The sequence below is a fragment of the Marinobacter sp. 1-4A genome (assembly GCF_016597725.1).
GTDB lineage: Bacteria > Pseudomonadota > Gammaproteobacteria > Pseudomonadales > Oleiphilaceae > Marinobacter.
On the sequence record NZ_VCGY01000001.1, the window covers coordinates 492,539 to 506,608 of the forward strand.

The following is a 14,070-nucleotide window of genomic DNA, read 5'->3' on the forward strand; positions in this document are numbered from 1 at the left end:
TATAAGGGCTTGAAAAAACTGGAGCACTCTCTTGCAGACTGATGGTAATCGCCTAGCCCGGCTACTGGCACACACACTATTGACAGCCCTTCTGGCGGCCACCTCGTTAGTGAGCCATGCCCAGCAAACGCCAGACGACTTTTACCGCGCCGAGTTCGTGATTTTAGAGCGTATCATCGACCCTGCCGCCGTGAACGAGCGTATGGTTACGCGCAAAGTGGAAGCGCCATTAGATACCAGCGAGACTCTGTACAGCATTGCCCGCGATGGCACTGCAAACTCCTCTTTGAAACTTCAAAGCCGCAATCAACTCCACCTTGGCTACGCGGCCAACCGGCTCGAAAACAGCGGCAACTACCGAGTACTTATGGCCGCAGGCTGGTACCAAGCTTTCCCGCCGGATTACAAAGGCCAACCACTGCGTGTTGAAATAGGGGATTGGCTAGCCCAAGCAGGCCAAAGGGAAATTGAAGGGCATATCTCAGTCGACAGGCAACGCTACCTGCATGTTGCGGTTCACTTGAATCATTGGCAGGAAGGAAAAGTTGCGCTGCCCCCTGTTACCGCCAGCGGCGAACCCGCCAGCCTAACCGCCCCGGCAGCTGCAGCAGGGACTGCAAATACCGCAGGTGCAGAACCAACTTTAAAGCCTGAAGTACCGCTGGAGCTACTTACCTGGATCCGTGAAACCCGCCGGATGCGGAGCGAGGAAATTCACTTCCTCGACTCTCCCACCATCGGCGTTCTTGTGTTCTTCAAGAAGATTGAGGCAAAACCCTAAGCGCTCCGAGCCCGGCCATCGAAACCTCAAGAATACGTCTTACACCAGACATACCTTGATCGATGGCCGCTTCTATTTCTTCCATGGTGATAATGTGGTCTGACTTACCTGCAGCCCAGTTCACCACCAGTCCCAAGCATACATATCGCATACCCAGCTCTGCAGCCAGAGCCGCCTCGGGCATACCGGTCATGCCGACCAGATCACACCCGTCTCTCTCCATACGCCGTATTTCAGCTGCCGTTTCAAGCCTCGGGCCTTGAGTTGCGCCATAAACGCCAAACCCAGAAAAGGGCACATCATGGGCCATTGCTGCTTGCATCAACACATCACGGGCGGCCTGATCGTATGGCCAAGTGAAGTCTATGTGAGTCACTCGCTCCAGATCCCCTTCAAAGAAGGTGCTAGCCCTGCCCCAGGTATAATCAATAATCTGATCGGGAATCACCACACGGGCTGGCCCCATCTCTGGATGTATGCCGCCCACCGCATTCACGCCAACCACCGTGCGCACGCCTACATCGTAGAGCGCTTGTATATTTGCCCGGTAATTCACCTCATGAGGTGGAATCCTGTGCGGATTGCCATGTCTGGAAAGGAACACAACCGCCTGCCCATCAAGGTGGCCTTCGACCAACTCGGAGGAAGGCTCCCCCCAGGGAGTTTCCAGTGTTCGGGTTCCCGCTATTTTCAGGCCCGAGAGGGTTGTCAGGCCCGTGCCGCCAATAATGCCGATAGCACCGCTTAGGTCAGACATCAATCGCCATCTCCTGCGTCCAGTGATTGCTCGCCTTCATCACCTGCCTGAGTGTCATGGCGGCGACTGCGGTCTCGCTTGCTACCGCTGCCCTTATTTTGGGACGCCCGAGGTTTACTCTGTGAGCCTCGGGGGGCATCTGCTTTCTCACCTCGAACCGCCTCAGACTCGGATTCCACATCACGCTCCTCGTCATCATCCGAAGAGCGGTTCTCGTCGCCAAAATGTATGGTTTGTGTCGGGAACGCCACTTCACCACCGTGCCCCACGATAACGTCGCTGATTTTTAGAAGCACATCCTGTTTTACTTCGTGATACCTAACCCACTGAGTGGTTTTGGTGAAGGCGTAAACCATAATATCCAGTGACGAATGATTGAACGCCAAAAAGTTAACAATCAGGGTTTGATCGCTATCGATGTCGTCATGCCCTTCAAGCATCGAACGTATGTCTGAAACAATAGCCTGCATTTGCGAGACATCAGCGTACCGGATGCCAATGGTCTCGGAGATGCGCCGATTCGTCATTCGCGAAGGGTTCTCTACCGCAATGGTCGTGAAGGTTGCGTTCGGCACATAGAGAGGGCGTTTATCAAATGTCCGAATCGTTGTAAGGCGCCATCCGATTTGCTCCACAGTGCCTTCAATGTTGCGATCCGGTGAACGAATCCAGTCTCCGACCTTGAACGGCCGATCCAGATGAATGATGAAACCACCAAAAAAGTTGGCCAATAGGTCCTTGGCGGCAAAACCCACCGCAATACCACCCACACCACCAAAGGCAAGCACACCAGAGAGGCTATAGCCCAATGATTGCAAGCTGATTAGCACGGCAGTAATGATCACTACAGCCCTTAAAAGCTTACTGATCGCATTTACAGTGGTGTAATCCATGGGCTTTTTCATTTTTACCGGAGAAACAAGAATGCCCTCCACTTCTTTGACCATTCTGAGCAAGGTCCAAACGAAGATAAAAATAAAGCCGACTTTCAGTAGAGTTCCATTCGCTTTGAAAATTTCTGCTGACGAATAGTGGTGAGCCACCTCAGCTGCCCAATAAATACCTTGCAGCCATACAAAGGCCACAGCCGGAGCGCGTGTGGCATGCAGCAGAGTGTCGTCCCAGAGGTTGTTGGTTTCAGCAAACTTGCGCTCCAACGCACCGATGATATGACTGGCAATGTAGGCAACCGTCGCGGTGCCGAGCACTAAGGCAAACACCACGATACTTACGCGCCATGCCTCGGAAAGCACACCGAAGTTCTCGATCCAGCCATTGAGCGTGGACATCATTTCTCCGATCATCGGAACCCTCTAGTCAATCTTAATAATTTGGTTTCAGCGAATAGTAACCGGCATACCCGCGCAGACACAGTCGAATACCTCAATAACATCCGAATTGCGCATACGAATACAACCATGGGAAAGCGCAAGCCCCATGGGTTCGGTATCCGGAGTACCGTGTATGTAGATAAAACGGCGAAAGGTGTCGACACCAGAACCACGATTCTTGCCAGATTCCAGCCCGCAAAGCCATAGAATACGGCTCAGAATCCAGTCTCGGTTCGGGTGATTGGCCGCCAGTTCGGGAGAGTATACTTCGCCGGTAGGGCGACGAGCGCGAAAAACGGTATTAGCGGGCAGCCCGGCGCCAATCATGGCGCGTATGTAGTGCCTGCCTCTGGGAGTGCAGCCACTACCGTCGCGCTCACCGGCGCCATTGAGACCAGTAGAAATGGCATAGCGCTCAATGACCCTACCCTTGTCGTCAAGCAGCGCAAGGCTCTGGTCATCCAGACATACATCAATCGAACAAACTGTGCGGTTGTGATGGCTCACAAAGCTTATGGCTCCCTCGCAGATTCAGAGGGAAGCCTAACCGAGAGGGTGTCGCTCAGGCAACCGGGATATGGATGTCAGCGGGCGGAGCCAACAAGGTATCCTGAGCTTGCATCCCCGCCGCAAGGAAGGGCACCAAACGTGCCGCGATTTCCTGAACCGTGGTATCCACGCCCAACTTGTTACGCAGAATGTCTTGCAAGGCATCACTACTGGACATAGTGAAAGCCGTGGCTCCCAGCATAAACTGAATGCGCCAGTATCGATCAACGGCCGAAAGCTGGGGCGTCGCCTCCTTCAAAAGGCGCATAAAACGCGCGAAAGGCTCACTGTACTCCTGCTCCAAAAATTTGCGCAAATGCCCCTGCGACTGGGTGTACGCAAGACCAAGCAACCGCATGAAGATTGAAATACCTTTTTCGTTGCGCTGCGGCATGCGCACTGCACTTTCTGTGAGCGCCCAAAGAGTTTGGTTCAGCGTGGGAGGGCTGCCATCGCAGCGAGCTTCAAGCTCATCAAATGCGCTTTCAAGGGTGGCTGAGAAAGGCGTGAGAAAGCGGCCAAAAACGGCATGGATCAGTGCGTTTTTAGAGCCAAAGTGGTAATTCACAGCGGCAAGGTTTACTTTAGCCTTGCTGGTAATCATACGCAGCGAAGTCTCGGAAAAACCGCGCTCAGCGAAGAGTTCTTCTGCCGCATCAAGGATTCGGTCAACAGTGTCTGGCTGGGCCATTTTATTTTCAGTGCCTCTAACAAACGTCTGTTTGAAACATACGTTTGAAGCACATTTATGTCAAGTTCTCTCCTCCGGCTCCGCCGCAACCGTTTGCCAACCTTGGTCAATAGCCTCCTGATTGCCTTCGAAGAACGCTGCTTGCACCTTGCTATAGGCTTTTTCGGCTTCAAGCAAATAAATCAGATAAAGCCTTATATGCTCCCGGCGGGACAATGCCTGAGGCAGGGATTTCTGCTCCGACAAGCGTAAGAGGCTACTGAACCGTGTACTTTTCAACGCAGGGTTAAAATCGGCCATGCGGGCGCATTGCCAGATCAACCCCTCTTTGCCCTCAAGATGTTCTGCGTGCTTTCTGGCATCACGCATTAAGCGCTGGCGTTTGAGCAGCAAATCCAGATAGGACGGCGTAGAAGTATAAACACGGCGAACCACCGGCACACCCAGAAGCAGAATAATGACAAAGGCCCCAAAACCACCGCCAGCAATCCAGGCGGGCACAAAGCCCGTTAAACCACTGAGAAAAACGACAGCGGCTACAAGTGCGCTAAAAACCCACAAATCCCGGCTTCTGCGGGCTGCCGCAACGCTGAAGTTATCCGGCCAGTCATTCATGGCCAGTAGTTCGAAGTCCATCAACAATACCCGGTCGCACTGACGCAACATCAACCTTAACTTGCGCTGGCGGGATTCCGCTTGTACCGGCTCTGAGTACTCGTGCTCCTCCGCGTTTGCGTCTGATGCTTGCTTGGGCCCACTGGCACTTTCTGATGCACTCTCACCAGTACCGCCATCGCTATCTTTCGGGGATGCTGCTGGGGGTGCTGCTACAGGAGCCTGAGGGTCATTGTCGCTTGGTGCTTTTACAGCTTCCGCAGGCACAGGGTCGGCCGGGCGCCCGGGCCTTAAAACCGCCCCCTGAGCCGTTCCTGTTAATGTCTGTGCGGCGCTCTGATTCTGAGCCATGAACATTCATCCAAATCGGGAGAGAGCCTCGGATACGCAAGGCCCTTACGTATAAAGGGTATCGACAGCACTGCCCATATCTTGAGCCCGGTTTTCCCTGCACCACCCAGCGCCCATGCTTGGCAACGGCAACCTCGCTCGCTATCCTTTCGTTCCTATACCGCACTCCGCTCTCTAATGAGGTCTGCTTATGTTCACAGGTATTGTTCAGGGTATTGCTGTTGTAGAAGAGGTTACCGCAGCGACCGGGCTAAGTACCTTCGCGATTCGCTTGCCTGATAACAACGCCGAGGGCGTTAGCATTGGTGCATCCGTAGCGATCAATGGCACCTGCCTAACCGTTACCAAACAAACGGGCAACACGCTGTTTTTTGATGCCATGCAGGAAACACTTCGCCTCACAACACTGGGTGATTTGGAGCCGGGGCACGCTGTTAACTTTGAGAGAGCTGCACGAATTGGCGATGAAATTGGTGGCCATCTTCTCTCGGGGCACATTCACACCAGCGCAAAGGTGGTTGAGATATTACGCCCCGAGAACAATGTTACTATCTGGTTTGACGTTCCAGATGCATGGGCCCGGTATATCTTTCCGAAAGGCTATATTGCCATTAACGGTGCCAGCTTAACCATTGGCGAGGTAGAGGGCAGCAGGTTCAACGTTCACTTGATTCCCGAAACCCTGCGCGCCACAACCTTTGGCAACATAGCTGAAGGCATGAAGGTCAACATTGAAATCGACAGCCAAACGCAAACCATTGTGGACACCTTGGCGCGCTTGGGTTACGACCGCCCTGCCCCAGCACTTTAAGCTGGGCTAGCATTTGCTAGGGCCCAGCTTCAAAAACAACAAATTTTGGATCGGCATCCAACTGGCGGACCTGCGAAAAAAAACGCTGCAGACTTTTGTGGTAACCCAAATGCCGGTTCCCCACCATGATCAGGCGGCCGGTGTTCGATAAATTCTGAGCTGCCTGCTTAAACAGTCGCAAAGCGATATGATCTCCCACCACCCCACCTTCGTGGAACGGTGGGTTTAGCAGAATACGCTCGAACGGACCCTCACCGTCGGCAATACCATCTGAATGCAGAAAAGCTGGCCGGGTTGCCGGGAAGGCAACGCCGGTATTGTGCCGAGCACTTAACACAGCCTGACTGGACACGTCACTGAAGGTCATTTCGATGTCAGGCCGCTGCGCCAAAGCTCGCAGACCGAGAACGCCGTTACCGCAGGCGAGATCCAATACACGCACCCCGGGTTGGCAAGATTCAAGCGCAGGCTTTAGATGGGGCAGCATCAGCCGCGTACCGATATCCAGTTTCTCCCGGGCGAACACCGCAGGCATAGCTTCAACACGCGTACCCTCGGCCTCCAACTCATAGCCCTTCCACACCCCGGGCCATGTGTCCAACCTTACTTCACCGCGACCAGAGGTTATCAAACGCGCCTTTTTTACCGCCCGGCTTACGGCCTGAACCCTTACCGCTCCGGCAAACACATCCACGCCGCGATCAGGCAAGTGTTTGATCATGCCAGCAGCCATCAGCGTTCCATCGGGCTTGAGTGCCGCATTGGCCCAGCGCAGCAGCCATGCCAAGTAGTCGGTTTCGCGGGGAATTTTCAGCAGGATCAGATCGTAAGCGTCAACCGGAGGATTAAGCCAGCTAAAGACTTGCTGTGGCGTTGTGTGGTCGGGGTTTAAGGCCGCATTTTGCGCGAGTGCAGAACGAAGCTGGGCACTGTCAGCTACTACGTCGGGAGCAAAAGCGGACAATCCCAGCGTCAATGCGCCGTACTGATCATCTACCACCAAAACACGCGCATCGGGTGCACTCGTTAAATACTCGAAGGCTTCCTGTAGCAGCAATTCATCGGCGGCATTCCAAGCGCGAAGGCTCGGATCCTTGGTGCCGGGACGAGTCAGAGTCAGGCTACCACCGGGATACTCCAGCACTGCGGTTGTCATATCAGGCATCCAGAAAAACATTCGTTAAAAAGATGCCATTTTAGGCTGATTACTCTAGAAAATAACCCTATTGTTCGTCTTGTTCACTCTAAAGAAGCTCTCTCGGAAGAGAGTTTTCTTTAAATCCTTTTGCGGTTAGCTCCGTTTTTTTCCGGATGCCAACCTTTGCCCCTCTACCCCAGGGGCTTTTTTCGTTATTGGCCCCGAAAAGCTCGATAAACCGTAAAGCGCCGGTCTTCGTGCAAGCGTTCAACCCGCCCTATATGGCGTTTGATCAACGCCTCGTATGGCAGAAAACTGTTGGCCACCAACCGTAACTCTCCCCCCGGAAGCAAGTGCCGTTTCACGTCCTGTAGGAACGTCTCGGTCATTGATGTATCGGTTTTTACACCGCTATGAAAAGGAGGGTTGCTGATAACAGCGGACCAATAGCCCTCGATTCCCGAAAGACCATCAGAAGCGAAAATGGAGCCGGCAGCCTTGTTACTGCGATAGGTTTCTCGTGCGCAAATAACCGCCTGAGATTGAACGTCTACACCATCAACACCTACAACCGGCAGCCCTCGCGCAGCCCGCCATGCTTGTACCCATGCACCAATAACACCCGCACCACAGGCGAAATCGAGTACTCGGTCAGCTTTAACTGGGAACTCTGCCAAAGTCTCCAGCAACATGTGGGTACCCTTATCCAAATCATTCTGGCTAAAAATGCCGGGTAAACCGGCAACCTCAAGAGCTATCCCCGCACACTCAACCTGGCTCCAGCCCAGCCAATCCTGAACCCGGAACTCCGAGGCTGGCTCAACCGCGTCTGCACACCAAACCTGACAATGGCGCGCACTGTCTGCTTTTGATGCCTGCGGCGCAATTGCTTTCAATTGTTTGACGGCCCCCGCGATACCCTCTTTTTTCTCGCCGATCAGAAGTAGGCGGGCGTTTGGTTTTGCCAGTGAACGCGCCAGCGCAAGCCGCATTTCCAGTTCCGCGCGGGCTTTGGGTAAAAAAACAACCAGAGTGTCGTAGCGGTTGTCGGTAAGTGCGGGGTCATCATAACCAAAGCAGGCCTGCCAACTGCCATGGCCCTCCAACGCACGAAAAACCCCTGCGTGTTCGCTCATGGCAAGGCCGCTGTGAGAAAGTTCAGACAACAGATGTGCCGATGCCACACCCAATAGAGCCAGTGAGCCGGATAACAGGTGCTGGTTTTTAAGCAGCACCTGATGGGAATTAGGTAGGCCGGAGCCAGATATACTCATGGATTGGATGATGCCGTTTTGCAGTGAAGTCTATGCTTTTTTCTGACGGCCAGAGCGCACAGGGCGCAATATCAGCTCATCAATGCTGTTCTGCTTTACTTGCTCCCAGCTTTCGGCGCTGGAGGCAGACAACCCCATATCCCGCAGTATGCCGTCGGCCAAGTCATACACAAAACCGTGAACATTCAACCGCTGGCCGCGTTTCCAGGCTTCTTGCACAATGCTGTTCTGGCACACATGCCCAACCTGCTCAATAACATTCAGTTCACACAATCGATCAGCTTGGTCATGTTCGTTATCACAGCTGCTGAGGACGGTCTGATGGCGGTCTCGAACATCCTGCACATGTCTCAGCCAGTTTCCGATAAGACCAAAACCTTCGTTGCGCAAAGCCGTTCTGATGCCCCCGCAGCCATAATGTCCAACTACAAGAACATGCTTAACCTTCAGCACTTCTATGGCGAACTGCAAAACGGAAAGGCAGTTGAAGTCAGTGTGTACCACAACGTTGGCCACGTTCCGGTGCACAAAAAGCTCGCCCGGAGGCATATCAACAATTTGGTTGGCGGGCACTCGGCTATCGGCGCAGCCAATCCAAAGATATTCCGGCGCCTGTTGGCTCGACAGGCGTTGAAAAAACTGTGGATCATCGGCCTTGATGCCTTCAGCCCAAGCTCGGTTTTTCTCAAGAACGTGGTCAAGTTGCCCCATTCACAGACTCCATTTAGTGATTCCCGATCGCAATTGAACGGGAATCACGGCCTCAGCGCAATACTCAGTTTGTCTGAATCAAGTCAAAAGCCGCATCTGGCTACTCGCTATGAGGCTGATGCAACGTGCTTTGCGCTAGATCCAGCAACTCGCGCAGTGCCACCGAGAACATCGCATATTCCGGCTCCCCTACGCCTTTAAGCTCAACCAGCATGGATTTCCAGCGTTGGATCATGTGTTCATGCCGTTGTTTCCAGCTTTCTACGCACTCCGGCAAATCCTCTGGCTTTTCCGCTAAATTCAGCACGCCTGTGGTTAGTGCCCTTTGTTGCCAACCTAGATCTTCACGGAAGCTCTCCCTTGCCAGCGCCTGCCAATGGGAAGCAGGCGTGAGGCTCGCGATCGTAGAGCCAAACCAGTTGAGATCAAGCAGGTCACCCAATTGGTAGTAAAGGTTTGCGACGGTTTTCAGAGGCATACCTGTGGCCTTCTGGGCCTCTGTTATACCCAGCGAGGAGTAGAGATACCCTGTACCAGCCAATACGGAGGCCAACTCCGCAGGCAGCCCGGCTTTTTCCAATTCCTTGTTGCGCTCTTCCCATTCTGCCCGTGCTTGGCCCTCTAGGTAGTCTGGCAGGCCAGACGTTATGGCCCATACACTGTCGGCAAAGCGTTCCATGTGCCCTTCAATGCTCAGCTCCGCGCGGCGGTTACGTAGTAACCATTGCACAGATCTGCGCATCAGGCGCATCAGGTCGCCCATCAGCTCTATTTGCAACTGGGCTGGAATGTGGAAATCCAGATCTTCGATCTTGTCCCACCAGCAGTCGATCCGGAACACGTCTCTGGCGATCAACCACGCCAAGGCTATGGTTGCCGCATCGGCGCCGGTAGACTGGCTCAGGCGTTCCACAAAGGTAATACCCATGTGGTTGACCATATCGTTTGCAATCTGCGTGGCAATAATCTCCCGCCGTAACTGGTGTTCTCCAAGCTCTTTCGAAAACTTCTGGGTTAACTCGCGGGGGAATACCTTGTACATCTCCCGGGCAAGTATTGGAATGTCCGGCAAGCTGCTGTCTATGAGTATTTGCTTCAAATCACCTTTCACGTAGGCAATCATGACCGCCAGCTCTGGCCGGGTAAGCCCCTGCTTGTTCAACTTGCGCTCGTTCAGCGCTTCGTCGTCCGGCAGGAATTCCAGCGCCCGGTTTAGTTTGCCTTCGCTTTCAAAGGTATTCATCAATCGGCGATATTCTTCAAGGCGAGCAGCTGCGTCCTCATTGGCAATACTGATTGCTTGGGTTTGCCGATAGTTGTTCTTGAGCACAAGCGCAGATACATCGCTGGTCATGTCTTCCAGCATAACGTTCCGCTGCTTGGCGGTTAGATCGCCCATGGCAACGCTGCGGTTGAGCAGAATCTTCATGTTAACTTCGTGGTCCGAGCAATCGACACCACCGGAGTTATCAATAAAGTCGGTATTCAGGCGCCCGCCTTTTAGTGCGTATTCGATGCGGCCAAGCTGGGTCATACCCAGATTTCCACCCTCACCGACGATGGTGCAGCGCAAATCTCCACCGTTGATCCGCACACCATCGTTGGCCTTGTCGCCCACATCACTGTGCGACTCACTACTGCTTTTAATGTAGGTGCCTATACCACCCACCCAAAGCAAATCGACCTTAGCCTTCAGGATATGGGAGATCAGCATGTTCGGGGGCACCCGATCCGAGTTGATACCGAGCAGTTTCTTCATTTCCGGGCTAACGGGTATGGACTTTGCGCTGCGGCTGAATACACCGCCGCCTTTGGAGATCAGCTTCTCGTCGTAGTCTGTCCAGGCTGAGCGGGGCATTTCGAACAGCCGCTTGCGTTCTTTGTAACTCTTGGCTGCATCTGGCGACGGATCTACAAAGATATGAATGTGGTTAAACGCAGCTACCAGCTTGGTTTTCTCCGAGCTCAATAGCCCGTTGCCAAAAACATCACCAGCCATGTCGCCGATGCCAATGGCGGTAAACTCATCAACCGCCGGATTGATACCCACTTCACGGAAGTGTCGCTCAACAGACACCCAAGCACCGGAGGCGGTGATACCCATCTTCTTGTGGTCGTAGCCGTTACTGCCACCAGAGGCAAAAGCATCCCCCATCCAGAAGCCATATTCCGCAGCCAGACCATTGGCAATATCAGAAAATGTAGCTGTGCCTTTGTCTGCCGCAACCACCAAGTAATGATCATCCGAATCATGGCGCACAACACGGTCAGGCGGCTGAATGCCAGCATCCACCAAGTTATCGGTAATATCGAGCAAGCCACGGATAAACGTTTTGTAGGCCGCAACACCCTCCGCTTGGAAGGCTTCACGATCAGAAGAATCCGGCAGCCGCTTGGCAACAAAGCCACCCTTAGCCCCCACCGGCACAATGACCGCGTTCTTAACTTGCTGGGCTTTTACCAGCCCCAATACTTCCGTTCGATAATCCTCAAACCGATCAGACCAACGCAGACCGCCTCGCGCAACTTTGCCGCCGCGCAAGTGAACACCCTCTACTCGCGGTGAATACACGAAGATTTCGTAAACAGGCAGCGGAAGCGGCATGTCCGGAATGCTGGAAGGATCGAACTTCACGCTGATATAAGGTTTTGGCCCACCGGCCTCGTCCAGTTGGTAATAGTTGGTGCGCAATGTAGCCTGCATCAACTCCAAGTAAAGGCGCAAAACACGGTCTTCACTGAGGTTGGAAACCTCTTCCAGCCCGGCATTGAACTCAATCTCTAGCTTTTGCTGTGCAGCCTCACACTTACCCTTGCTTTGAAAACGGTCCGGGTTGAACCGCACGTCAAAGTACTCAAGCAGGATTCGGGTGAGATCAACATGATTCACCAGCGTGTTTGAAATAAATGTTTGGCTGTTGGAGAAGCGAATTTGGCGCATGTAGCGTGCATAGGTACGCAGCAGGGCAATTTCCCGCCAGCTCATATATGAGGTTATGAGCATCCGGTTAAACGCGTCATTTTCTGCTTCGCCGTACCAAACCCGGTGGAACAGCTCTTCGAATATTGGCCGGATGCGGTGGATATCAATGACCGTCCCGCCATGGGCGTAGAGCGTGAAATCGTGTATCCACACGGTTTTACTATTGCGATCGATAACTTCAAATGGGTGCTCGCCCAATACCCGGAATCCTAGGTTATCGAAGATGGGCATAACGTCAGACAACGGCAACGGCTGATCAGGATAGAACAGTTTGAAATGCAGCGTGCTCTCATCTTCCTCTAACGCCCGGTAAAAGCTCATCTTCAAGTCGTTGTTAACGGCCGCTGCGGAGATGTGTTCTAAATCGATAGCAGCGCGGCGCGGGGAGAAGGCTTCTGAATAGCTAGCCGGAAAACCACCAGCCCAGTTCCGGTACAACTCATTACCCTGCTCTTCGCCACAGGCCTCGGTGAGCGCGCCTGAGAGGCCGTCACGCCAGGACTGGGCCATCTCGATGACTTTTTGCCTGATCTCCGCAATTGGCAGAGTGCGGTTTTCAACTTGCGGCACACGAATGGTGAACTGAACCCGAGCCAGCACAGATTCCGAGAAATGAGTAACAAACTCAATGTCCTCGGCTTCAAGGCTTTCCATGAGCACCTTTTCAACCTTCAGACGTAGCTCGGTGTTGTAGATATCTCTCGGAAAGAAAGCGAGGCACGTAACAAACTGACCGTAAACATCTTCGCGCATGAACAGTTCAATGCGGCGCCGCTCCTGAATGTACAGGATATTTTTGGCGACTTTCAGCAACTCGCCCTCTTCTATTTGGAACAGCTCATCCCGGGGGTAGAGGGTCAGAATCTGCTCCAGCTCCTTACCGGCATAATCTTCACGCAAAAACCCGGAGCGGGTAATTACATTTTCAAACTTGCGCCGGAGCAGCGGAATCTCATCAGGACGCTCGTTATAGGCACGGGCGGTGTACAGACCCAAAAACCGTCGTTCACCAACCACTTCGCCCTTTTTGTTGAATTTTTTAACGGCTATGTAGTCAGGGTACGCTGGCCGGTGGACTCTTGAACGCTGGGCAGATTTCGCAAAGATTAAAACATCGTCGGCACGAGTCATCTCGTTACGCGTGCGCTGTGGCAACTCATCCAAGCGAACCCGGTCAGGGCGTTCGTTGTTTACCCGCAATATGCCCAGCTCTGAATTCTCAACCCTACAGGCGGTTAATCCCGCTTTGTCTTTTACGAAGTCGTACTCGTCATAACCAAGAAAGGTAAAGTGATCGCGCACCAACCAGCTGAGGAACGCCTTCGCCTCTTCCTTTTGCGCACTGTCGGCACCCACAGTGTTCGCATCCAACTCTTTGATAATTTCGTTGACTTTATCGGTAACTACTGGGAAGTCAGCTACAGCAATTCGCACTTCGTGCAACACCGTTTGCAGTGTCTGCTCAATACGGCGAAGGTCTTCAGGGTTGCTGTGTTTATCTATTTCCAAAACAATGAACGCTTCATAGGAGGAAGCGGACTGGCCTTTCTTGGTAGGCAGCAGCTTTTTCAGTTTGCCTTGTTTATCGCGCTCTACTTGCAGTATGGAGTGCTGGATAGAGTGGGTGCCGATTTCCTGCTGGTTGATCGCTATTCGCAGTGAGTCAATCAGGAAAGGGATGTTCGGGTGCAGAATAAACACTACCGTGTGGGTAGATTGCCAGCCATCACTTTCCAACTCCGGGTTAAACACGGATACAGGCGTTTCTTCACTGGTGCGCTTTTGCATAAATTGCCAAGCAGCCAATACAGCACCGTAAGTATCGGAAAACCGCCGACTTACCAGTTCTTCTAACGGAATGTGCGCGTAATGCTGTTTTGCAAATTCGCTGATTTTTCCGGCTTCGGCTTTGGCTATCTTTCTGGAAAACTCATCAGCCAAACGCTCGAAAAACTGATCTTTGCTAGCCATTGTCAGCGCATTCATGGGCGACCTCAGTTAGTGTGAAATAAACGTAATAGGGATATCGTGAGATAAGCATAGTCAAACCCTTGATTTTTGCCGGTCAGACACCAAAA

The 14,070-nt window shown here is 53.0% G+C and carries 11 protein-coding genes; 2 read left to right on the top strand and 9 right to left on the bottom strand.

All coding sequences use genetic code 11. The features are described 5' to 3' along the window. Positions 1-31 precede the first annotated feature (31 nt). The gene (locus FE845_RS02120; RefSeq protein ID WP_200361524.1) at positions 32-781 is read left to right on the top strand and encodes a CsiV family protein; all 750 of its coding nucleotides are present in this window, start codon (positions 32-34) and stop codon (positions 779-781) included. Here the strand turns inward: FE845_RS02120 and FE845_RS02125 are convergent. The 5 genes from FE845_RS02125 to FE845_RS02145 form a co-directional block, all read right to left on the bottom strand. After that, positions 756-1,538, bottom strand: a complete 783-nt coding sequence (locus FE845_RS02125; protein WP_200361525.1) for an S-methyl-5'-thioinosine phosphorylase — start codon at positions 1,536-1,538, stop codon at positions 756-758. The genes FE845_RS02120 and FE845_RS02125 overlap by 26 nt on opposite strands. Beyond that, positions 1,538-2,842: a mechanosensitive ion channel family protein gene (locus FE845_RS02130; protein WP_227713998.1), complete on the bottom strand. Its 1,305-nt coding sequence runs from the start codon at positions 2,840-2,842 to the stop codon at positions 1,538-1,540. The genes FE845_RS02125 and FE845_RS02130 overlap by 1 nt, the downstream gene beginning before the upstream one ends. 33 nt (positions 2,843-2,875) lie before the next feature. Further along, a complete protein-coding gene (locus tag FE845_RS02135) occupies positions 2,876-3,334 on the bottom strand; it encodes a L,D-transpeptidase family protein (RefSeq protein ID WP_227714059.1) in 459 nt (152 codons plus the stop codon). 97 nt (positions 3,335-3,431) lie between these two features. After that, positions 3,432-4,109: a TetR/AcrR family transcriptional regulator gene (locus tag FE845_RS02140; protein ID WP_200361527.1), complete on the bottom strand. Its 678-nt coding sequence runs from the start codon at positions 4,107-4,109 to the stop codon at positions 3,432-3,434. A gap of 60 nt (positions 4,110-4,169) precedes the next feature. After that, the gene (locus FE845_RS02145) at positions 4,170-5,075 is read right to left on the bottom strand and encodes a hypothetical protein (protein ID WP_200361528.1); all 906 of its coding nucleotides are present in this window, start codon (positions 5,073-5,075) and stop codon (positions 4,170-4,172) included. A gap of 190 nt (positions 5,076-5,265) precedes the next feature. Here FE845_RS02145 and FE845_RS02150 point away from each other — a divergent pair, with 190 nt between their 5' ends. Continuing rightward, positions 5,266-5,886, top strand: coding sequence for a riboflavin synthase subunit alpha (locus tag FE845_RS02150; protein ID WP_200361529.1), 621 nt, complete (start codon positions 5,266-5,268; stop codon positions 5,884-5,886). Between the two features lie 16 nt (positions 5,887-5,902). On the opposite strand, the gene FE845_RS02155 is transcribed toward FE845_RS02150, so the two are convergent. The 4 genes from FE845_RS02155 to FE845_RS02170 all read right to left on the bottom strand — a co-directional run bounded on the left by FE845_RS02155 (position 5,903) and on the right by FE845_RS02170 (position 13,978). Next, positions 5,903-7,042 carry a class I SAM-dependent methyltransferase gene (locus tag FE845_RS02155; RefSeq protein ID WP_200361530.1) on the bottom strand — a complete coding sequence of 380 codons (1,140 nt, stop codon included), beginning with the start codon at positions 7,040-7,042 and terminating at the stop codon, positions 5,903-5,905. A gap of 194 nt (positions 7,043-7,236) precedes the next feature. Further along, positions 7,237-8,298, bottom strand: a complete 1,062-nt coding sequence (locus tag FE845_RS02160) for a class I SAM-dependent methyltransferase (RefSeq protein WP_200361531.1) — start codon at positions 8,296-8,298, stop codon at positions 7,237-7,239. Positions 8,299-8,328: 30 nt separating this feature from the next. Then, positions 8,329-9,009 (bottom strand): carbonate dehydratase, encoded by a 681-nt coding sequence (can, locus tag FE845_RS02165; protein WP_200361532.1) that lies wholly within the window; start codon positions 9,007-9,009, stop codon positions 8,329-8,331. Between the two features lie 100 nt (positions 9,010-9,109). Next, a complete protein-coding gene (locus tag FE845_RS02170; protein ID WP_200361533.1) occupies positions 9,110-13,978 on the bottom strand; it encodes an NAD-glutamate dehydrogenase in 4,869 nt (1,622 codons plus the stop codon). Positions 13,979-14,070 lie beyond the last annotated feature (92 nt).